Raw genomic sequence first — 19,454 nt, 5'->3', positions numbered from 1 at the left:
TAACATGAAAAATATACTGATCAAAAGTACAGCATTGGTTATGGCGCTTAGCCTAGTGGTAAGTTGCAATGCGGTTAAAAATGCCAATAACACCCAGAAAGGTGCCACAATAGGTGCTGCAGGTGGAGCTGTAATTGGAGGAATAATCGGAAACAACGTTGGCAAAGGTGGAAATACAGCACTTGGAGCCATTATAGGGGCCGTTGTAGGTGGAGCAGCTGGTGGATACATCGGTAACCGAATGGACCGACAAGCTGAACGTATTGAAGAAGAAATTCCAGGAGCAGAGGTGAAAAGAGTTGGTGAAGGTATCAATGTAACTTTTAATGAAGATGCTGGAGTGTATTTTGATACCAACAAATCAGATGTAAAAGGAACTTCTGCAACAACCTTGGATAAATTGGCAGGAATCTTTAAGGAATACCCAAATTCCATTATTTTAGTTGAAGGACACACGGATAGTGCTGGGAGCGAAGAGTATAATTGGAACTTATCCCAACAACGAGCTGAATCCGTTTCCAGTTATTTGGTAAGTAAAGGAGTTTCAAGCGGAAGGTTTACCACAAAGTGGTACGGAGAAACCCAACCTAGAGAAAGCAATGAAACTTCAGAAGGAAAAGCCAAAAACAGAAGGGTTGAATTAGCCATTGTGGCCAGTGAGGAGCTCAAGGAAGAAGCTTACGAAAAAACAAAAGGATAAATCACCTTTGTTAAAGAAGATTTGTTAAAACCGACATATTTATGTCGGTTTTTTTGTTTCTAATCGACTATCTTCAAAGAGTGAATCAATTTGAAGTAATTATCGTTGGCGGAGGACTTGCCGGACTTACAGCTGCCCTTGATTTGGCCAGAAGGGGAAAGCAGGTTTTGCTCATTGAGAAGAATAAATACCCGAATCATAAAGTTTGCGGAGAATATGTTTCCAACGAAGTAAGGCCCTATTTGCAAAAGTTGGGTCTTGAGCTCAATACCATGAGTCTCCCTCAAATCGACACACTGCAACTGAGCACTTCTAAAGGTAGTGCAATTGAGGTTGAACTTCCTTTAGGCGGTTTTGGAATTAGTAGGTATAAATTCGATAATGAACTCTACCAACTCGGCTTGAACAATGGGGTGGAATTTCTGCATGAAACGGCTGTCGATATTATGTTTGACAACGATGAATTCCAGGTAAGAACATTAGAAAATAACTCGTTTAAATCTAAAGTGGTATTGGGGGCTCATGGAAAGCGTTCTAACCTAGACCTGACATTGAAGCGGAGGTTCACCCAAGAAAAATCACCCTGGCTCGCGGTTAAATGCCACTATCTAAATACAGAACAGCCGGCCAATTTGGTTTCCTTACATAATTTTGAAGGAGGGTATGGTGGCTTGTCACAAATAGAAGAAGGGAAGGTGAATTTCTGTTATTTGGTGAAATATGAAAATTTCAAGAGTGAGGGGGATATAACCTCTTTCAATGAACAGGTGGTATCGGAAAACCCTTTTTTTCAGAATTTTTTGTCAAACTCAACCGCCATATTTGAAAAACCTCAAACAATTGCCCAAATTTCATTCCATAGAAAAGAACCAGTGGAGAACCACATACTAATGTGTGGGGATACAGCAGGCCTAATTCATCCTTTGTGCGGCAATGGTATGGCCATGGCAATCCAAAGTGCAAAAATAGCGGCAGATCAAGTGGTTAACTTCTTGGAAAATCCAAATTTCTCCAGAACAGATATGGAAGGGAGCTATAAATCATTGTGGAACGAAAACTTCAGAAGGCGCCTTTGGATGGGAAGACAATTACAAGGATTAATGATGCATACCAAGTGGTTTAATCTTGGAATGAATACATTGGCGAATTCAAAAACACTGGTAAGAAGCCTGATACGCACAACCCATGGAACCCCAATTTTAAACTAATGGATTTAACCATACGAAGCCGGGCCTTTGAATTAATGGATGACCCAAATATGGGTTTTGAAGAGCTTAAGGATGCCTATACCGATATCAATAGATGCAACAAATGGCTAGGAGGAGACGATATAACCATCAATGCTGTGTGGAATTTGATCAAAGGTGACAAAAATAAATCGTATACGATTTTGGACATGGGTTGTGGCGACGGAACAATGTTGTTGAAATTATCCAAGTTTCTCAATAAATACAATGTTTCCCATCGGATGATTGGGGTCGATTTAAGAGACGATGTTTTACAAATTGCCCAAGAAAAAACGGTTGGCTATCCAAATATAGAATTTAGAAAAATGGACATTCTAAAGGCGGATTCGAGCTTTGAGTGTGATATACTGATCAATACCTTGACAATGCATCATTTTGACGAAGAACGCATCGATGCCTTTTTGATGCAATTTGTAAAATTGGCCAAGTCAGGAGTGGTCATCAACGACCTACATAGAAGTGGTTTGGCATATTACCTTTTCAAAGTTTTCAGTCATTTGTTCCTAAGGACCGAGGTGGCTCGATATGACGGTTTGGTGTCCATACTAAAAGGTTTTAAAAAGAGGGAGCTTGTGGCACTCTCAAAAAAAATACCAGATGTTATGCATGAAATTAGATGGAAATGGGCTTTTAGATATGTCTGGACAATGAAACTTAACCCCCAATACTAAATGGAGCAAGTACATATCGTTTCAGTTGCAAAACAGCTGCCAAAATACAATAGAAAAACCTCGGATATCATCCCTTTTGTCAATCTGTGGCTTTCCGGTCAGGAAGACCGCTTTAGGCGTAAGGTGGTAAAAATATTTGAGGGCGCCGGAGTGGACCACCGTTATGGAATCATGGATATTGACGAGGTTTTTGCAGCTGCTTCATTTGAGGACAAGAACACTGGCTATGTTCGTGAAGTCAAACAATTGGGCGAACAAGTGCTAAAAAAAGCATTGGCAAAATCCAATTGGGACCCAGAGTCAATAGACTTTATTATTACGGTGAGTTGTACCGGAATTATGATTCCATCATTGGATGCTTATCTCATCAATGCCGTTGGACTTAGTAACAATGTGGTTAGACTTCCAGTGACGGAAATGGGTTGCGCTGCCGGAGTTTCGGGGTTGATCTATGCCACAAACTTCCTAAAGGCTAATCCAGGCAAACGTGCTGCCATTGTTGCTGTGGAAAGCCCTACCGCTACTTTTCAATTGAATGACTATTCCATGGCCAATATGGTAAGTGCCGCTATTTTTGGGGACGGCGCTGCCTGTGCTTTGTTGTCTTCGGAACAAAATTTGGCAGGACCAAAAATTTTGGGAGAAGAAATGTATCATTTTCCCGATGCTACACATCTTATGGGTTTTGATTTGACCAACACCGGACTTAAAATGATTCTTGATCCAGCAGTTCCTGAGGTAATCGCCGAACATTTTCCCAAAATAGTCCATCCTTTTCTTGAAAAACATGGAACATCCATTGAAAAAGTGAACCATCTTGTTTTTCATCCGGGAGGAAAAAAGATTGTTCGAACCGTGGAAGAATTGTTTGGTAAATTAGGAAAGAATATTGACGATACAAGAGAAGTTTTACGTACATATGGGAATATGAGCAGCGTCACAGTGCTGTATGTACTAGAACGTTTTTTGGAGAAGGACATCCAAAAAGGGGAGCAAGGCTTGGTGTTGAGTTTTGGCCCTGGATTTTCAGCACAACGGGTATTGTTAGAATGGTAAGAGTATGAATAAGGATGATAAATGGGTTTTGATAATAGGTGGCAGCAGTGGTCTTGGGTTGGCCACGGCCCAAAAATTTGCAGCCAATGACTATGGGGTTATTGTTGTGCATAGGGATAGAAAGACCGACATGGAAGAAATCCAAAACCATTTTCAACAGATTGCTCAAAACGCTTCGGGATTTCATAGTTTCAATGCTGATGCCATCAATCCAGAAAAAAGAAACGAAACACATCTAAGCATCAAACAAATCATTGGCCACGGAAAAATCAATGTTCTGGTGCACAGTGTGGCCAAAGGAAATTTAAAGCCGATGCATGATGATAAAAATACCCTGACCAATCAAGATTTTCATTTAACCGTTGATGCTATGGCGATAAACCTATACGATTGGGTGAAGGAACTGGTGGGTCATAGCATGTTTTCAGATGACGTTCGAATTGTAGCCTATACCAGCGAGGGAAATACCAAAGCGTGGAAAAACTATGCTGCCGTCTCTGCTGCCAAAGTGGCTTTGGAGGCCATCGTTAGGAATATAGCATTGGAATTTGCGGATTTAGGAATCAAGGCAAACTGCATTCAGGCGGGAGTTACAGATACCAAATCCCTACGAATGATTCCAAATAATGAAGTTTTAAAAGAAGAAGCCCTAAAAAGAAATCCCAACAACCGACTTACCAGGCCTGAAGATGTTGCCAATGCAGCATATTTGCTGTCAATGGATGAGGCTAAATGGATTACTGGCACGATTATCAAAGTTGATGGAGGTGAAAGTTTGCAGTAAATGGTGGATAAAAATAAAATACTTTCAAGATTACCCTATTCCAAACCCTTCCACTTTGTGGATGAACTAAGTCACGTCGATGAAAATTCAGTGGAAGGCACATACACCTTCAAAGAAACCTTGGATTTTTATACAGGCCATTTTAAAGACAAACCAGTGACACCAGGGGTTATTTTAACCGAGTGCTGTGCACAAATAGGCCTGGTCTGTATGGGAATTCACCTATTGAACCAGACTTTGGGGCAAGATGATAACAAAGAAGAATTACAAATAGGAATGTCCAGTTCCGAAATGGAGTTCTATCTTCCCGTATTTCCTGGCGAAACCATAAAAGTTGTCGCTGAAAAGGAATACTTCCGTTTCAATAAATTGAAATGCAAGGTAAAAATGTTCAACGCAGAGCAGAAACTGGTATGTAAAGGGATATTGGCAGGCATGATTAAAGCTGAAGCACATGGAAAATAGGGTAGTGGTTACCGGAATGGGAGTGTGCGCGCCAAACGGAGTTGGAATACCTGGTTTTGTAAAAAGCCTTAAGAATCAGCAAAGTGGTATTCGGTTTCAACCGGAATTGGAAAACTTAAAATTTTCATGTCAAATTGCTGGTAAACCGAGAATTGATAGCCTTAACTTAAATGAATACTTCACTAATGTTCAACTAAAAGAATTGAACGCAAGCGGGCTGGTTTATGGTGTAGTTGCAGGCCAAGATGCATGGAAAGATGCAGGATTGACCTTTGCGGATAAAGAACATCCAGATTGGGACAGCGGTATCATTTTCGGAACTGGAATTTTAGGGGTGGACAAGTTCAGAGAGGCCATCTATAAAGTAGATGAAGGGAATGTAAGGCGTTTGGGCAGCACCACGGTGGTTCAGACCATGGCGAGTGGTATTAGTGCTTATTTGGGAGGCATGTTGGGCTGCGGCAATCAAGTAACTACAAACTCATCAGCTTGCACAACCGGAACGGAGGCTGTTTTAATGGCTTACGAACGGATAAAAGCTAAAAAGGTAACTAGAATTCTGGCTGGAAGCTGTGGCGACAGCGGACCTTATATCTGGGGAGGTTTTGATGCTATGCGTATACTCCCAAGAAATTATAACAATGACCCCGAGAGCGCAAGTAGACCAATGAGCGCATCGGCTGCTGGGTTTGTTCCCGGAAGTGGTGCGGGAGCGTTGGTATTGGAATCCTTGGAAAGTGCATTAGGGCGTGGCGCAAAGATTTATGGCGAGATCATCGGCGGCAACATTAACAGTGGGGGACAGCGTGGAGGAGGCAGCATGACGGCCCCCAACAGCAAAGCCGTTATCAAATGCATTCAAAATGCGGTAACTGATGCCAACATAAACCCCAATCAAATCGACGCCATTAACGGACATTTGACCGCAACGACCAAAGACCCTGCCGAAGTGCAGAACTGGAGCACAGCACTGAACCGATCCGGGGAAGATTTCCCATACATAAATTCCTTTAAAGGATTGATAGGACACTGCTTGGCAGCTGCCGGAAGTATCGAATGCGTTGGGACGCTGCTACAGTTCGAGGAAAATCAAATTTTCGGGAATGTAAACTGTGGGGATATCCACCCAGAAATCCTTGAAGTGGTGGACGATTCCAAAATTCCACAGACAACGTTGAATTTTGCACCAAAAATTATTGCAAAGGCCAGTTTTGGCTTTGGTGACGTAAACGCCTGTATTATTTTTAAAAAAATATGAATAAGAAAACTAACCCAATGCAAGAAGAACGCTATCAACAATTAAAAGAAATTGTTCAAACTTATCTGCCCGATGATGTTGCCGCAGATGCCATAACCTTGGACAGCAATTTTACCCAAGAACTCAATATCAATTCTGCCAATTTGGTGGATATTGTTTTGGATGTGGAAGATGCCTTCGATATTATGTTGGAAAATGAAGATATGGACGGTATGCAAACGGTAAAAGATGCATTAAAAATTATCAACACCAAAATAGCGGACAAATAACCCACACCATTTAATTATGAAAGAGTTCATCAAATACGCAAAACAACAATTACAGGTAGATAAACGCCTTATTGCCATTTACTGTATTGTATATTTTTTATGGGGAATGGGCATGGACTGGTTCGGCACCCAGGTCGAAATTGCAAAATTCACCTATTGGTGGCAGGTGATTACCTGCTATATTGTTTACATGGTTCCTATTTCGCTCTTGTTACGGGGGCTTCCTTTTCATGCGCAATACGCCTACGGACTTGTGGCTATGGGACTCTTGGAATTTGGTGGTTACGCCCTGCAGACTTCCTATGCCTTTCCGGATAACATATTAGATCAGTTTTTTAATATTAGAAACTTCAGTTTGGGGATGGCACTCTTTTTTGCACTCTACTTTCCATTGGGGAATTGGGGGGTAGGTAAAATTTATGCTTCGCTTTTTGGTAGGGAAGGAAGGTGAAGGGTGAAGGGTGTCATCCTGAGCTCCTCCTTCCGAAGTTTCGTGCGGAGGACTGTCGAAGGACTGCTTTGACACGAATCTTTACGAATATTTTTTTAGAATTTGTATTTACTCCTTCTTTTTTTAAGGGAAGGTGGATTGTGGCTTGCCATAAGACGGAAGGGATGGGTAGGTTCACCCTTTCCGTCCCTCCTACGTCGGGATACCTTTCCCTGCACAGGGAAAGGAGCCTTTAGACAGAAAAAAAGAGCCCTTTCGGGCCCTCCTTTCAACAAACAAATGGTATAAAGAAACTACTCTTCCAAGCCAAAATAGGCCATTACGGCATGGTAGTCGCTGGTATCTACACCCGCAGCTTTTAGATGGGCCATAACATCACCACTGCTATTGCCATTTTTATTGATTACTGTTGATACTTCGATGGCGACAACTCTGAAAGAGGAAAAATGTCCGAAAGGGAGTGCATTGTATGCGGTTTCATCGGAAAGTGTACTAAAACTACAGAATACGTCTCCTACTTCATTTATATTATTAGGCTCTTCCACATATACTACTCGCACAAACCTGTAGCCATTAACTATGTAAATGATTGCTGGTACAGGAAATACCAAATTATCCTCTGCTTCTACTAGATAAAAAAGAAAGGTGTAGTTAGGTAAATCTTGTTCCGAAATATCCATTTCATCTAGAATGTTAAAGTCAAAACCTGAATCCATACCATAATTGGACAAATCCCAATCATATTGAATCACATTGGCATTGCCTTGTTCTCCCTGGTCACCTTGCTCACCTTGTTCTCCCTGTTCTCCACGGCAATCCAGGGCATCAACAACTCCGTCGCCGTTTATGTCCTCCGAATACACTTCAGCTTCATTGCCTTCCTGATTTTCTGGAGGGAGATTGCCGATACCATCACGGTTCAAATCCCAACAATCAATGCCATCCTCACCGTCATTGCCTGGATTGCCGTCATCACCGTTGTCTCCTTGGCAGTCCAATCCATTAAATTCCCCATCACCGTTAATGTCTTCACTGTCTTGGTTGTCGCCATCGCCATTGGTATCCCAACAGTTAACACCGTCACTGCCGTTATCCCCGTTGTTGCCAGCTTTCCCGGGTGTTCCTGGTGTTCCTTGAATGCCCGGATCACCATCCATGCCGTCCTCACCAGAGCATGCCATAAAGCCTATGCTCAAGGCCATACAGCCCATTATTAGTAGTCTTGTTACTTTCATGATTTAAAATTTTAGGTTAAAACCGCAAGCTAGTTGAGTGGGTTATTTTAAAGTGGGGCCAATTGACCAGTGTTGGGTTTGAGTTGACGCTTCGGCTTCGCTTAGTGTGGGTTAAGGGTTGAGGGTGAAGGGTGTTAGGGAATGGAAGTGAGGGGTAAGAAGTTTTGTATTTTGAACTTTGGCTTTGAGCCTGAGTTTTGAGGTTGAAAAGGTTATTGGTAAAAGGTGAAGGGCGAAAGTATTGAACTTGAACTTTGATTTTAAATTTGAACTTTCGCAGAAGTCTGATGCCTGGTGTGCGATATCTGAAACCTGATACCTTGAGAAGCTATTTTATCTCAAAAACCATTTTGACCTTCACCAGATTGTCTTCCCGTTTTTTCTTGATTTTAATGCCATAATCGATGGAATACAACGAAGTTGTGCCGACCCATGTATTTTGTGCTCTTTTAAAGGAGATGGTAATGGGCTTGGTGGTTTCTTTTATGGTCAGGTTGCCCTGTACTTCAATATTATCCCCATCCTTCATCACTTTGGTACTTTTAAAGGAGATTCGTGGAAAATCGTCCACATCAAAATACTTGCCGCTGCGCAAAGACCAATTGCGTAGCCCGTTATTGGTGTCAATAGTTTCGGAAAGCACGGAGCCTTCAAAAACTGAAGCTTCAATATTATCCAAATCTATTTGCGATGCTGACTCAAACCCTAAGAAGGTTCCTTTTACATCTTTTGAAACAAAGACAAAGGAGATTTCGGCCTTCTTAATTCCAACTTGTTGGGCATGGAACTTTGAGGGTGCTGCCACCAGTCCAAGAAACATGAATAGGGCAATAAATGATTTCATGTGCTGCATTTTTCCGAATAGTTTATTGGTCACGGACAGTGCAAGATACTTACAAGTGGTTGTAAAAAGACATTTTGTTGAACTTTTTAGAAATTCTTAGGACAGGTTCACAATGAATAACGCTTGGAATGGAATGGATGATGTCATATTTGTAAACTTTTGATTATTAAATTATTATATGTTTAAATATTAAGCAGTGGAAAGGTTCTGAAATATAAATTGGCGTTAATTTTGTCGCATTTTGTAAGATAATTAGTAACTTATTGGGAAGTTTTACAACTACAAACATTAAACAAAACAGTATGGGAGGTCTTGCCGAAAAGAAAGAGCGCCAAATTCAGGAGTTGATAATTCGTATGGACAGGAACAATACCATTATCCAAAAGCTGTCCAAAAAGCTCAATTCCTACACCTGTGAACCCCATGATTCTTCCTGTTTTGAAAAATTGTACACGCTCAAACGCGGTTTTAAGTTGTTCGATAACCATCAAAGCAGAATTATGGCACTTCTAAAATCCAAACCCGTCTTAACCACAGAACTTGATGCCGACATTAAGGGGCACATCAAAAGGTTTGGTGAGTTGGAAAAGGATATGGCCGCTTATCTTTTGGCTACCAATCAATACTTTTAGAAAACATCTTTTTTTGCTAGATCAGAAAGTTGGTATAAAACTTCTCCCTTCAGTTTTCTACTCCTACAAACATCCGTAATATTGTAGGCTGTAACCAAGCTCTGTTATGGCCAAATCCTCAAATACTACTTTGGTAATCCTCGCATTTTTTGCCATATATGTGATTTGGGGATCTACATATTTGCTCAACAAGATTGCTGTGTTGGAGCTTCCGCCGTTTATGTTGGCCTCTTTCAGATTTACCACAGCAGGGGTTTTGATCTTTGTTTGGGCAAAAATCATGGGCATTAATGTTTCCATTACCAAAAAGCAGTTGAAAAATACCATTATCGCGGGCTTTTTGTTCTTAAGCTTTGGCAATGGGGTAGTGGTCTGGGCATTGAAATATGTAGATTCGGGCTTTGCCGCTTTGGAAATATCAGCCCAACCCCTGATCATATTATTATTGATGTGGATTTTACAGGGGAAAAAGATTCAGCCGATGTCCATAATCGGGGTGATTTTTGGCATCATTGGTATTTATTTATTGGTGAGTCAAAAGCAGATCATAACGAAAGAAGGGTCCGTTTTGGGAATGATCATGATCTTTGCTTGTATGTTGAGCTGGGGTTACGGAAGTCTTTTTGTTGGAAAAGCCGACCTTCCATCCAATTACTTTGTAAACACCGGCTACCAAATGTTCACCGGTGGAATAATTTTGGCCCTAATGAGCTTTGGCTTGGGTGAAGAATGGTCCTCTCCCGCAGATTGGACCACAAAAGTGCAGGTAGTAATGGTATTGCTGGTAATTTTTGGAAGCATTTTGGCGTTCACCTCATTCAACTATCTTTTAAAATCGGTTTCTCCGGAAAAAGTTGCCACTTCCACTTATGTCAACCCTATTGTTGCTCTTATTTTGGGTTGGTATTTTCTGGAGGAAGAAATTACCTTCCAATCCATCATTGCTGCGGTGATTTTACTTACGGGTGTTTATTTTATAAACACCAAAAAGAGCTTGACCATCTTTGCAAGGTTTAAAAGATAGTTATTCACGCATCTCCTCAGGTGCAATCCAATTACATTAATTGAGAAGATCTATACGGTGGGTATATTTCACTGTGATAATTTGATTGTTCAACAAGTCGAGGTCGTCATCATCCTTTACAATATTAAAGACCACAAAGAGACCTGTGTTGGCATTTTGAAGCCATCCAAAACGCGCATTTACCGAGGTGATTTCGGAAACATTGTTACGTTGGATAAGACTTTGAACAAACATTCGTGGAGTAAACGAGTAGGACAAGCGCAAACCGCCTACCAAGGCTGTTAAATTGCCCGTGTCCAGTTTAATGTCGCTATGACTGAAAATCAAGGAAGAATTAAACCGATCCCCAATCCGATACCGGGCTGTGCCACTGTTTGTTATTCGGTTACCGTTAAAATACCCACCAATAATCGTACGCGTGTCCAAAGAAAAGGCATTGTTTCTGTTCGTAATTAGAATGAGTTGCAGTTCTTCGTTCTTGTAATTTCCAATCGGCACCGTAACATCCGAAATATTAAAATCTTGTAATACGCGTTCCGTGGTAAAGTTTATTCCGGTATGGACCTCGAAGCCGCTTTTAAATTCCCAATGATTGTCCACATGCAAAAAACCTGTTATGAGCTCATCATCAAAATTCCAATAACCTCGATAGGAAACATGAGGTCGAATTTCCAATAGTTTTCCTGCATCCTTAAATCGATGTGCCTTAAAGATCAAGAATTCAGGCTTTCGAAACGCTGTTCGTTGCAAAAATCCTACTTCTGGGTTGAATCCTTGTCCTACTTCGGTGTATCCTGCCCGCAAATCCCAACCGTTCCAATTGTAATTGCCCAAAATTTTAAAGGCATGGTCATTCTCTTCAACGCCCGGGGTAGTACTTTTTGCCACAAACCCATTGATTTCGGCTTTGTTGCCAATTCCCCACTTTCCATCCATGGCATACACACGGTTGTAATCATCATCCATGCTACCAAGTCCGGCCCTGTTGATGAAAATACCACCAAGGGATGATCTTGTTCCTTGAAAATCATGGTTTACCCTTGCCACGGAGAAATTGTTCTTTTCAATTCCTGCGGTCTCAACATCTTCCGTGAACATGCTTAGCAGTCCAACATTGGTTTGTCCTACCTTTCCCGACAGCCGTGCTCCTCCAATAATAGGAACAAGACTTCCATCATCACCAATGCCGATTCTTCTGCTGAAAAAGAGATCTACTTCACCGGGGCTACCCACACTGAATTGACCGGCGTTTTCCAAAAAGAAGGCTCGTTTCTCCGGAAAAAATAGATTAAACCTGTCCAAGTTTACTTGCTGGTCATCTACTTCAACTTGGGCAAAGTCCGTATTATAAGTAAGGTCCAAGGTTAAACTCGGGGTGATGCTGTATTTGATATCGGCACCAACCTCAAAGTTAGTATCAGTCTCATTTGGCGATACTGATTTATCGTTTACAAATTGCCCCAAAGCATATGGAATCAGCTTTAGGTTGCCGGGGTTCTTTAGATTTAATCCGTTCAGTTTTCCGGCCAAGGAGAGCCTTTTCATATCAAAACCTAATGGAAGGGAAGTCCAATATGCGGTTTCAGAGTTCTTGCTAATGTTTCGTCTAAAATTAAGCCCCCAGGTTTTATTCTTGCCAGAAGCAAATCGGAGTGACCTAAATGGAATGGCAAATTCGGCACTCCATCCGTAATCCCCCAATTCCGATTTGACCGTCCAAGTGGCATCCCAATTCAAATTAGTTCCGCCGATTACCCCTCCTTGTTGTCTGTTTGTATTGAAATTGCCCTTTCCCTCGTTGTCAATTTGGGCATCATATTCCATTCCCTGGGCATTGGTACCAAACAGAAAACCATTTTGCTGGTCGTTATAGGTATCGATAATGAACAGGAAGCTATCCTCGTCGTTTAAACTGGCGTCCCTCCGTGAATCGGAAACCACAATATTAGTGGCATCCGTGTCATAGCATACAACAGATACATAAAATGTATTTGAGGTATAGGCTATTCGTATCTCGGTTTTTTCGGAAACGGCTTGGCCATAATTGGGTCGTAATTGCACTAAATTTCCAATGGGAGGAACACTTTGCCAAATGGGATCATTCAATATATCGCCATCGACCTTCGGACCTTGGGCAAGTTCGGTAGCCGTATATTGGGGTTTGTTCTGAATGGAATCTTGGATAATGTTATTTTGCGCAACTAATGGCAAAGAAAACAAGGCTGAAAAAAAGACAGCACTGCGAAGCAGAACTTTCATAAATGTTGGTCTGGTTAAAAGTTAAAGATACTGTTTAAATCGGAAATTATTTACGGATTGTGTATCTTGTATAAGCTGAAAAAACAAGCTATGTCAGTATTCAACAAATTTTCACTTCTATTGTTTCTTTTGATAGCTTTTGGTTGTGGTTCTAACAAACAAGTGCCCTCAACAACGGCACAAATTGAAGATTTAAATGCGTTGGTCTCCAACAAATCCTTTGTGATCAATGTTAATACGGCCAGACCATTGGCCACGGGAACGGTAAGCAGGGTTGCCAATGCTGGACTCTTGCCCCCGGGCAGCAATGTTGGCAGAATTGATTTGACCGGCATGTCGAGTTTTTTGAGAGTGGTTAAAGATAGCGTGACTGCCAACCTTCCGTATTATGGGGAACGGCAAATATCCGCACCCTATAATTCCAAGAACACTGGCGTTCGGTTTGACGGTATTCCTCAGGATTTTGAGATTTCACCCAATGAAAAGACTTCTGGCTATACAGTCCAGTTTAGAATTAGAAGTGGAACGGAGGCATTTGATGTTTCGGCAGAGTTACTACCTGATTTATCGAGTACCATTAATATCAATAGCACGCACAGAACCGCAATTTGGTATAACGGTAGTGTGGCAAAGTATAGTTCGGAGTAGTGCTACCAAGTTATAGGTTTAAATGATTGTCCAATTTTTAACCGAATTCCAGAAGTAAGGATAAGATATTCATCCCTTCCCTGTTTTTCTTTGGATTTGATTTGACTTTTATTCACGATGTACTTTCTGTGGATTCGTACGAAGTCAGGACCTAAAGTTTTGGCCAGTAAACCAAGTTTATCTCTTTTAATATATGTTTCGTTTTCCACATAAAAATTGGCGTAATGGCCATCGGCTTCAATCCATTCTACGGTTTTAAGGTCAATGGTCATCAATTTGCGTCCTTTAAAGACATCTATGGTCGGGAATTTTTGTTTACTAAGATGAACGTAAACTGCAGACCCAATTAGCATGATCAAATGATACAGGGCCTCACGTCCAAAATAATAGCGCGCATATTCCATATCGACATAGTGATCAAAATAGCCCAACACATGAAGCACCACATTGGAAATCAGGTAAAAAAGGAAAAGACTAATAGGAATAAGGAATAAAACAAGTCCCCAAAACTTTTCAGGAAATTTTTTGCGGATCGCAATCTGAATTTTTAAGGAAACCGCAATTACTGGAATAAATAAGAGCACTGAAACACATAAATAAACTATGGATATCCATATGCTGTAGCTTGCATGGTTACTATATCTAATGATATTTTGAACCAAGGTAATCGCAAAAATTGCAATCAGTACAATCGCAGATATGTACAAGAACCTTTTTTCGTTTCGAACAATCAACACCTGTATTATAATTTAAAAAGAGTCCATGTAAGTTACCAAATAATACTAAAAAGTGTGGTTTAAATATTAGGGGTCTACCCAAAAACTCCTTTGAACATCTTTTCATGCAAACCTTTGTCTTGTAACCATTCAGCCAAAGCTTTGCGTCCACCTACTTCAGCATGATGGAGCAAGGTGAAACCATGTGGTCCTGGAGCATTTAAAAAATTGGGATAGTCAGTAATCCATTTTTTTACGAAATCATCATAACCTAAAAAAGCATAATTGAATATATCCAGTCGGGCACCTCTGCTGACCAAAAAGTCGGAAATATCTTTTCGTCCCATGTGCGAGGCACCGCCAACAGCTGTTTCGAAATCCCCTTTTTTAAACTGACTTGTGCTATTGAGCAACAGCGGATATTTATCAAGTAGCTTTTGTGTTTCGTCCAAACTTTTATGAGCTGCAAATACAAACTCCAAAATTAATTCGTGATTAAAAATATCGTTTTGAGCTTGTCCAGTTCCAGCCATTAGTGTACCAGCTCCCATAGTTATTGCTCCTCCTAAGAGCAGATTCTGTTTAAGAAATGTTTTTCTGTCCATTACCGTTCGATTTAATATGATATTACAAAAAAGTAATAATTGACAGATTTTATCAGTGTCGTTTGGGCGGTTTGTCTTGAAACTGTATGATGGTGTCGTGAAATAACCGTTGAATCAAAACTAACACGGTGCCGACTCTTTGTGAAATGTCATCAGATCGATAGTGTATTTCCATTTATGAAATCAAATAAGAGCAAGTTTTATGTATTTTAGAAGTTTCGTATGCAGTAAAAATGGTTCTTGTAAAGAACAGAAAATCTCGCGACCAAGCTATGGTCGTTTTATCAATGATTTCATAAAAAGTCACAACAATCAAACTAAATATGCTAAAGAGAATAACTTTTTTAATCGCTATATCCCTTTTTGTTTATTCCTGCAATACTAAAAAAGAGCAATCAAAAAAAGAGGAGATAGAAGGTCAAAGAACAGAGACTCAAGAACCCATTGAACATGAAACAAGCCTACCACTTGCCAATTTAAATTTACCACACGGATTTAAAATTCAGGTTTTTGCTGAAGGATTGGATGGCGCAAGGTCCATGGCGATGGGAGACAATGGCACTTTGTTTGTGGGAACCCGTAATGAGAACACTATCTATGCACTTCAAGACTTGGACAATGATTTTTATGCTGAAAAAGTAATGGTTTTGGACACCACGTTAGAAGCTCCCAACGGTGTCGCTTTTAAAGATGGGGCACTCTATGTGGCCGAGGTAAGCAGATTGCTACGTTATCCCAATATTGAACAACAATTATCTGATTTACAGGAACCCGAGGTTATATATGATGATTATCCCACGGAGTTTCACCACGGATGGAAATACATTGCCTTCGGACCTGATGATAAGTTATATGTGCCTGTTGGTGCGCCATGCAATATTTGTGAGCGTTCGGGAGAAGATGAGCGTTTTGCTACCATAACCCGAATGGATCCTGATGGTAGCAATCGGGAGATTTATGCAAAAGGGGTCAGAAACACTGTCGGATTTACATGGCATCCAGAAACGGGCAATCTTTGGTTCACTGATAACGGCCGGGATATGTTAGGGGATGACATTCCGCCTTGCGAGTTGAACAGGGTGACCGAAATCGGTCAACATTTTGGATACCCTTATTGTCATGGTGGAACGGTAAAAGACCCAGAATTCGGTGATAAATTCCCCTGTTCCGACTTTGAACCTCCAGTACAAGCCATGGGTGCACATGTGGCCCCATTGGCAGTGAAGTTCTACAGAGGAAGCATGTTTCCAGAAAAGTATAAAGACTATGCATTCGTAGCAGAGCATGGTTCGTGGAATCGTTCATCGAAAGTGGGATATCGTATTTCCCTGGTCAAACTAAAGGAGGATAAAGCTGTTAGTTATGAAACATTCATAGATGGTTGGCTTGATGACGAAAAACAAGAAGCTTTTGGTAGACCAGTGGATATGCTGTTTCTAAAAGATGGTTCCATGTTGATATCTGATGATTTCGGGGATGCTATTTACCGGGTAACCTATAACTAAATTCCTTTTAATTAAGAGATAAGAGCGATGCAGCGTAGAAACTTCATAAAACAATCCACTTTAGCAATGGCCGGTTCAACCATTCCACTTTCCGTGTCGGGATTTTCATTAGGAACAAAACCACAATACAAAATGGGTCTTCAGCTCTTCACGATTCGTGATGTGATGGAAAAGGACCCTATTGGAAGTTTAAAAAAAGTACAGGATTTGGGATACCAAGATCTTGAGATCTATGGTTACAATGGGGAAGAGGATACCTATTACGGATACAAAACCGCTGATTTCAAGAAGATATTGGAAGATCATAATTTGACCACATCAAGCGGGCATTATGGATTAATGAACTTCTTTGACAAATCTGAATCCGATTTGATGCGCTATGTAGATCAATGCATTGAAGGAGCGACAACATTAAAGCAAGATTTTATTACCTGGCCATGGCTCGACCCAAAATTCAGGAATGCAGAGGGCTATAAAAAACTAACCGGTTTATTGAACAAAATAGGGGAGCGGATAAACAAAGTAGGTTTGAGGTTCGCCTATCACAACCATGGCTTTGAATTTGATGATCTTGGAGGCACAAATGGGTATGAGATTGTTCTTCAAGGTACCGACCCTTCATTGGTTAAACTTCAAATAGATCTATATTGGGTAAAGCATTCCGCAAAAAGAACACCAATGGAAATCATTGCAAAGCAACCGGAACGCTATGTGATGTGGCATATAAAAGATATGGACAAAGTAACCCGTGATTACTCAGAATTGGGCAATGGATCCATTGATTATATCGACATGTTACCGAAATTGGACAAATCTGGCTTGCAATTTTATTACTTGGAACAAGGCGGCAACTTTGCAAAAAATTCAATCCAAAGTATAACGGATAGTGCGACCTATTTTAAAGATAACCTTCAGCGGTTTCTATAAATAATGTCATTGGAAGGTTATTTGCTTTCTGCATATCTAGAGTGCGATAAATCACGCATTTTCCAAGCATAGTTTTCCTTTCCATTTTTATTGTGTATTTCAAGAAATATATGAACCACCTCGGGAGCGTCCAGGGAAATTATTCTTTCAATGGAGTAGTTCCAATCCGTATTTGAAAACGTATATTCTTTTCGATCGTCCAAAGTGTTTTCAAATATTACTCCATTATTAATTATAAAATCAGGAACATCATATGCCGATTTGGGTTTTTTCCAACAGGCATACCTTAAAGAATGGTCCATAAGCCGATCTACCCGAATCGTGAACTCGAAATTATCGCAAAGAACGAGATTGGTTTTAACATTCTTGTCATACTCCAAAAGTGCCTTTTTCATATCTCCATCGTTCTCATTTAGAATCTCTTTCTGATAACCAACATGAATTTCTTCCGTTTGGCTCAACTTGTCTTTTGTATTGGAATTATCACAGCAAGCAAGCAACAGAAATACAATTAATGGCACTATGTAATATACCCTCATATCCCATTCCTTTTTTTCCAGTGCATGCCATGGAGAAAACCGAATAGATATAATATGATTGCAGTGATTACCAAAGAGGCGATTTGTAATCCGTTTATAAGTTCTAGCGTAGTCATTTTCCTAATATTTTTCACACAAGCTATTGTAATTCAGCATTCATGAAGAAGTCCGATTGATGAATACCCGTTTTGAATTGAGGAAACACGTGTCGTGATTTATGAAGAAGAGCTCACTTGGTATTTAATTATGTTTTTATATCTTATCGAATGAACATTCAGTCAATATGATGAAAATCGTGAATAAAAAAATGGATCTATTGGAAGCTTCCTTAACACTCTTTGTGAATCAAGGTATTCAAAAGACCTCCATGGCCCAAATCTCTGAAAAATCAAACATGGCTGTAGGAAACATTTATCATCATTTTATATGAAATTTTTAAAAGTTTTTGTTTGGATTTTACTAATTGTTGCCTGTTCCAATGATGAATCAAAAGATGAAAATCCGATTGATGAAGAAGCACTGTTTGTAACTGAACTTCAAAATGTCATCGATTCAAAGCTTGGCTCGGACAAATTACTTGGAGTTTCAGTTTCCATAAGGGTCGATGGGGAAGAAAGATGGAAATTACAGGGAGGTACTTCAGAAGTTGATACCCCAGTAACTGGCGACATGCGTTTTGGAATTGCCAGTATTACCAAAACTTTTGTTGCCGCCACAGTCCTTAAATTGATGGAAGAAGGGCAATTGAATTTAGACGACCCAATAAGTAAGTGGCTGCCCCTTAACTCGGTAAACATCGATGAGTCCATAACCGTGCAACAATTACTAGGGCATTTTACGGGTCTATTGGGTTATTTCAGACATCCAGATATCTGGCCCAGGGTTGAGGGAAACCTTGAAATGGCCATTCCGCCTGTTGAACTGGCTGATTATGTCGGTGAGCCCAAATTTGCGCCAGGAGACAGGTATGAATACTCAAATTCCAACTATTTGATATTAGGGCTGATTATTGAGGCAGTGACCCAGAAAACAGTTGGAGAAGTTTTTCGTGAAAAATTGTTCAACCCTCTACAATTGGGAAACACTTATTTCCCAGCCAATGAAAGTTTGGTCGGGCCTATTGCCACTCCTTGGAGAGACAGCAACGGCGACGGCACTTTACAAGATATATCCAGCGAGTTCGGTGCAGCCTACCATAGTGTCTTCTATACCGCAGCGGATGTGTTTTCTACAGCTTCTGACCTATCCATGTGGCCACAACACCTATTCAATGGTGCTCTTTTATCCCAAGAAACAAAGAACATGATGTTAAGTTTTACCCCGATTGACGATACAATTTTTACGGGATACGGTTTGGGTGTACGAGAGGTAACCTTTGCGGGTAGATCTATGTGGGGTCATACCGGAGGTATGCGTGGGTATGGTTCTTATATGTTCTATGACTCCACGACCAAGGTAAGCATTGCCATGCTCAATAATCAAAGTAGGTCCGAAAATGGCCCCCTTTTAAGATATGAGCTGGTTAACGAACTGCTGCAAAAGGTATTTCAAAACCTATAGACTTTTATTTTTATGAGATAGCGTCTTTTACAGGTTATTGTTGATTTTTTCCATTGAAC

General features: G+C 40.6%; 22 protein-coding genes. 16 read left to right on the top strand and 6 right to left on the bottom strand.

The window, feature by feature from the left end; genetic code table 11:
• Window positions 1–4 precede the first annotated feature (4 nt).
• Genes IAG46_RS02705 through IAG46_RS02665 form a run of 9 tightly spaced genes read left to right on the top strand, consistent with a single transcriptional unit; the run spans window position 5 to window position 6,901 of the window.
• Entirely contained in the window at window positions 5–700 is a 696-nt protein-coding gene (locus IAG46_RS02705; protein WP_190808780.1) for an OmpA family protein, read from the top strand.
• Between the two features lie 41 nt (window positions 701–741).
• A complete protein-coding gene (locus IAG46_RS02700) occupies window positions 742–1,908 on the top strand; it encodes an NAD(P)/FAD-dependent oxidoreductase (protein ID WP_223826557.1) in 1,167 nt (388 codons plus the stop codon).
• Complete coding sequence (locus IAG46_RS02695; protein ID WP_190808779.1) at window positions 1,908–2,618, top strand: methyltransferase domain-containing protein; 711 nt, start codon at window positions 1,908–1,910, stop codon at window positions 2,616–2,618. Before IAG46_RS02700 ends, IAG46_RS02695 begins: the two co-directional genes overlap by 1 nt.
• On the top strand, window positions 2,619–3,674 hold the full coding sequence (locus IAG46_RS02690) for a type III polyketide synthase (RefSeq protein WP_190808778.1): 1,056 nt from the start codon (window positions 2,619–2,621) through the stop codon (window positions 3,672–3,674).
• A 4-nt stretch (window positions 3,675–3,678) separates the two neighbouring features.
• Window positions 3,679–4,458 (top strand): SDR family oxidoreductase, encoded by a 780-nt coding sequence (locus IAG46_RS02685; protein WP_190808777.1) that lies wholly within the window; start codon window positions 3,679–3,681, stop codon window positions 4,456–4,458.
• Entirely contained in the window at window positions 4,459–4,923 is a 465-nt protein-coding gene (locus IAG46_RS02680) for a 3-hydroxyacyl-ACP dehydratase FabZ family protein (protein WP_223826556.1), read from the top strand.
• Window positions 4,913–6,181, top strand: a complete 1,269-nt coding sequence (locus IAG46_RS02675) for a beta-ketoacyl synthase (RefSeq protein ID WP_190808776.1) — start codon at window positions 4,913–4,915, stop codon at window positions 6,179–6,181. Before IAG46_RS02680 ends, IAG46_RS02675 begins: the two co-directional genes overlap by 11 nt.
• A complete protein-coding gene (locus IAG46_RS02670) occupies window positions 6,178–6,450 on the top strand; it encodes an acyl carrier protein (RefSeq protein WP_223826555.1) in 273 nt (90 codons plus the stop codon). Before IAG46_RS02675 ends, IAG46_RS02670 begins: the two co-directional genes overlap by 4 nt.
• Before the next feature lie 16 nt (window positions 6,451–6,466).
• Complete coding sequence (locus IAG46_RS02665; protein WP_190808775.1) at window positions 6,467–6,901, top strand: hypothetical protein; 435 nt, start codon at window positions 6,467–6,469, stop codon at window positions 6,899–6,901.
• A 293-nt stretch (window positions 6,902–7,194) separates the two neighbouring features.
• Here IAG46_RS02665 and IAG46_RS02660 read toward each other — a convergent pair whose 3' ends face one another.
• Together IAG46_RS02660 and IAG46_RS02655 are read right to left on the bottom strand one after the other, a co-directional pair.
• The gene (locus tag IAG46_RS02660; protein WP_190808774.1) at window positions 7,195–8,136 is read right to left on the bottom strand and encodes a collagen-like protein; all 942 of its coding nucleotides are present in this window, start codon (window positions 8,134–8,136) and stop codon (window positions 7,195–7,197) included.
• Window positions 8,137–8,464: 328 nt separating this feature from the next.
• On the bottom strand, window positions 8,465–8,980 hold the full coding sequence (locus IAG46_RS02655) for a YceI family protein (protein ID WP_190808773.1): 516 nt from the start codon (window positions 8,978–8,980) through the stop codon (window positions 8,465–8,467).
• Window positions 8,981–9,282: 302 nt separating this feature from the next.
• Here IAG46_RS02655 and IAG46_RS02650 point away from each other — a divergent pair, with 302 nt between their 5' ends.
• Both IAG46_RS02650 and IAG46_RS02645 read left to right on the top strand, forming a co-directional pair.
• Window positions 9,283–9,612: a hypothetical protein gene (locus tag IAG46_RS02650; protein WP_190808772.1), complete on the top strand. Its 330-nt coding sequence runs from the start codon at window positions 9,283–9,285 to the stop codon at window positions 9,610–9,612.
• 106 nt (window positions 9,613–9,718) lie between these two features.
• Window positions 9,719–10,636, top strand: coding sequence for an EamA family transporter (locus IAG46_RS02645; protein ID WP_190808771.1), 918 nt, complete (start codon window positions 9,719–9,721; stop codon window positions 10,634–10,636).
• A gap of 36 nt (window positions 10,637–10,672) precedes the next feature.
• Here IAG46_RS02645 and IAG46_RS02640 read toward each other — a convergent pair whose 3' ends face one another.
• Complete coding sequence (locus IAG46_RS02640) at window positions 10,673–12,895, bottom strand: DUF5916 domain-containing protein (RefSeq protein ID WP_190808770.1); 2,223 nt, start codon at window positions 12,893–12,895, stop codon at window positions 10,673–10,675.
• A gap of 90 nt (window positions 12,896–12,985) precedes the next feature.
• On the opposite strand from IAG46_RS02640, the gene IAG46_RS02635 reads away from it, so the two are divergent.
• The gene (locus IAG46_RS02635; RefSeq protein WP_190808769.1) at window positions 12,986–13,543 is read left to right on the top strand and encodes a DUF4251 domain-containing protein; all 558 of its coding nucleotides are present in this window, start codon (window positions 12,986–12,988) and stop codon (window positions 13,541–13,543) included.
• A gap of 2 nt (window positions 13,544–13,545) precedes the next feature.
• Here IAG46_RS02635 and IAG46_RS02630 read toward each other — a convergent pair whose 3' ends face one another.
• Both IAG46_RS02630 and IAG46_RS02625 read right to left on the bottom strand, forming a co-directional pair.
• Window positions 13,546–14,250 (bottom strand): LytTR family DNA-binding domain-containing protein, encoded by a 705-nt coding sequence (locus tag IAG46_RS02630; RefSeq protein ID WP_190808768.1) that lies wholly within the window; start codon window positions 14,248–14,250, stop codon window positions 13,546–13,548.
• A 104-nt stretch (window positions 14,251–14,354) separates the two neighbouring features.
• Window positions 14,355–14,864: a hypothetical protein gene (locus IAG46_RS02625; protein ID WP_190808767.1), complete on the bottom strand. Its 510-nt coding sequence runs from the start codon at window positions 14,862–14,864 to the stop codon at window positions 14,355–14,357.
• A 323-nt stretch (window positions 14,865–15,187) separates the two neighbouring features.
• On the opposite strand from IAG46_RS02625, the gene IAG46_RS02620 reads away from it, so the two are divergent.
• Together IAG46_RS02620 and IAG46_RS02615 are read left to right on the top strand one after the other, a co-directional pair.
• On the top strand, window positions 15,188–16,369 hold the full coding sequence (locus IAG46_RS02620) for a sorbosone dehydrogenase family protein (protein WP_190808766.1): 1,182 nt from the start codon (window positions 15,188–15,190) through the stop codon (window positions 16,367–16,369).
• A 27-nt stretch (window positions 16,370–16,396) separates the two neighbouring features.
• Entirely contained in the window at window positions 16,397–17,296 is a 900-nt protein-coding gene (locus IAG46_RS02615; protein WP_190808765.1) for a sugar phosphate isomerase/epimerase, read from the top strand.
• A gap of 17 nt (window positions 17,297–17,313) precedes the next feature.
• Here IAG46_RS02615 and IAG46_RS02610 read toward each other — a convergent pair whose 3' ends face one another.
• Window positions 17,314–17,835: a hypothetical protein gene (locus IAG46_RS02610; protein ID WP_190808764.1), complete on the bottom strand. Its 522-nt coding sequence runs from the start codon at window positions 17,833–17,835 to the stop codon at window positions 17,314–17,316.
• Between the two features lie 283 nt (window positions 17,836–18,118).
• Here IAG46_RS02610 and IAG46_RS17800 point away from each other — a divergent pair, with 283 nt between their 5' ends.
• Both IAG46_RS17800 and IAG46_RS02600 read left to right on the top strand, forming a co-directional pair.
• Entirely contained in the window at window positions 18,119–18,265 is a 147-nt protein-coding gene (locus tag IAG46_RS17800; RefSeq protein WP_368668161.1) for a TetR/AcrR family transcriptional regulator, read from the top strand.
• Window positions 18,262–19,395, top strand: coding sequence for a serine hydrolase (locus tag IAG46_RS02600; protein ID WP_190808762.1), 1,134 nt, complete (start codon window positions 18,262–18,264; stop codon window positions 19,393–19,395). The genes IAG46_RS17800 and IAG46_RS02600 overlap by 4 nt, the downstream gene beginning before the upstream one ends.
• Window positions 19,396–19,454 lie beyond the last annotated feature (59 nt).

The sequence above is a fragment of the Flagellimonas sp. S3867 genome (assembly GCF_014698935.1).
Classification (GTDB): domain Bacteria; phylum Bacteroidota; class Bacteroidia; order Flavobacteriales; family Flavobacteriaceae; genus Flagellimonas.
This window is presented reverse-complemented; position numbering and strand designations above follow the sequence as displayed.

Excerpts from the sequence above, each read along its gene's own strand:
- IAG46_RS02685 (WP_190808777.1), top strand. The coding sequence starts at position 3,679 with ATGAATAAGGATGATAAATGGGTTTTGATAATAGGTGGCAGCAGTGGT.
- IAG46_RS02705 (WP_190808780.1), top strand. The coding sequence starts at position 5 with ATGAAAAATATACTGATCAAAAGTACAGCATTGGTTATGGCGCTTAGC.
- IAG46_RS02670 (WP_223826555.1), top strand. The coding sequence starts at position 6,178 with ATGAATAAGAAAACTAACCCAATGCAAGAAGAACGCTATCAACAATTA.
- IAG46_RS02640 (WP_190808770.1), bottom strand. The coding sequence starts at position 12,895 with ATGAAAGTTCTGCTTCGCAGTGCTGTCTTTTTTTCAGCCTTGTTTTCT.
- IAG46_RS02650 (WP_190808772.1), top strand. The coding sequence starts at position 9,283 with ATGGGAGGTCTTGCCGAAAAGAAAGAGCGCCAAATTCAGGAGTTGATA.
- IAG46_RS02620 (WP_190808766.1), top strand. The coding sequence starts at position 15,188 with ATGCTAAAGAGAATAACTTTTTTAATCGCTATATCCCTTTTTGTTTAT.
- IAG46_RS02625 (WP_190808767.1), bottom strand. The coding sequence starts at position 14,864 with ATGGACAGAAAAACATTTCTTAAACAGAATCTGCTCTTAGGAGGAGCA.
- IAG46_RS02695 (WP_190808779.1), top strand. The coding sequence starts at position 1,908 with ATGGATTTAACCATACGAAGCCGGGCCTTTGAATTAATGGATGACCCA.
- IAG46_RS02615 (WP_190808765.1), top strand. The coding sequence starts at position 16,397 with ATGCAGCGTAGAAACTTCATAAAACAATCCACTTTAGCAATGGCCGGT.
- IAG46_RS02700 (WP_223826557.1), top strand. The coding sequence starts at position 742 with ATGTCGGTTTTTTTGTTTCTAATCGACTATCTTCAAAGAGTGAATCAA.
- IAG46_RS02645 (WP_190808771.1), top strand. The coding sequence starts at position 9,719 with ATGGCCAAATCCTCAAATACTACTTTGGTAATCCTCGCATTTTTTGCC.
- IAG46_RS02675 (WP_190808776.1), top strand. The coding sequence starts at position 4,913 with ATGGAAAATAGGGTAGTGGTTACCGGAATGGGAGTGTGCGCGCCAAAC.
- IAG46_RS02680 (WP_223826556.1), top strand. The coding sequence starts at position 4,459 with ATGGTGGATAAAAATAAAATACTTTCAAGATTACCCTATTCCAAACCC.
- IAG46_RS02660 (WP_190808774.1), bottom strand. The coding sequence starts at position 8,136 with ATGAAAGTAACAAGACTACTAATAATGGGCTGTATGGCCTTGAGCATA.
- IAG46_RS02665 (WP_190808775.1), top strand. The coding sequence starts at position 6,467 with ATGAAAGAGTTCATCAAATACGCAAAACAACAATTACAGGTAGATAAA.
- IAG46_RS02600 (WP_190808762.1), top strand. The coding sequence starts at position 18,262 with ATGAAATTTTTAAAAGTTTTTGTTTGGATTTTACTAATTGTTGCCTGT.
- IAG46_RS02610 (WP_190808764.1), bottom strand. The coding sequence starts at position 17,835 with ATGAGGGTATATTACATAGTGCCATTAATTGTATTTCTGTTGCTTGCT.
- IAG46_RS02690 (WP_190808778.1), top strand. The coding sequence starts at position 2,619 with ATGGAGCAAGTACATATCGTTTCAGTTGCAAAACAGCTGCCAAAATAC.
- IAG46_RS02635 (WP_190808769.1), top strand. The coding sequence starts at position 12,986 with ATGTCAGTATTCAACAAATTTTCACTTCTATTGTTTCTTTTGATAGCT.
- IAG46_RS17800 (WP_368668161.1), top strand. The coding sequence starts at position 18,119 with ATGATGAAAATCGTGAATAAAAAAATGGATCTATTGGAAGCTTCCTTA.
- IAG46_RS02655 (WP_190808773.1), bottom strand. The coding sequence starts at position 8,980 with ATGAAATCATTTATTGCCCTATTCATGTTTCTTGGACTGGTGGCAGCA.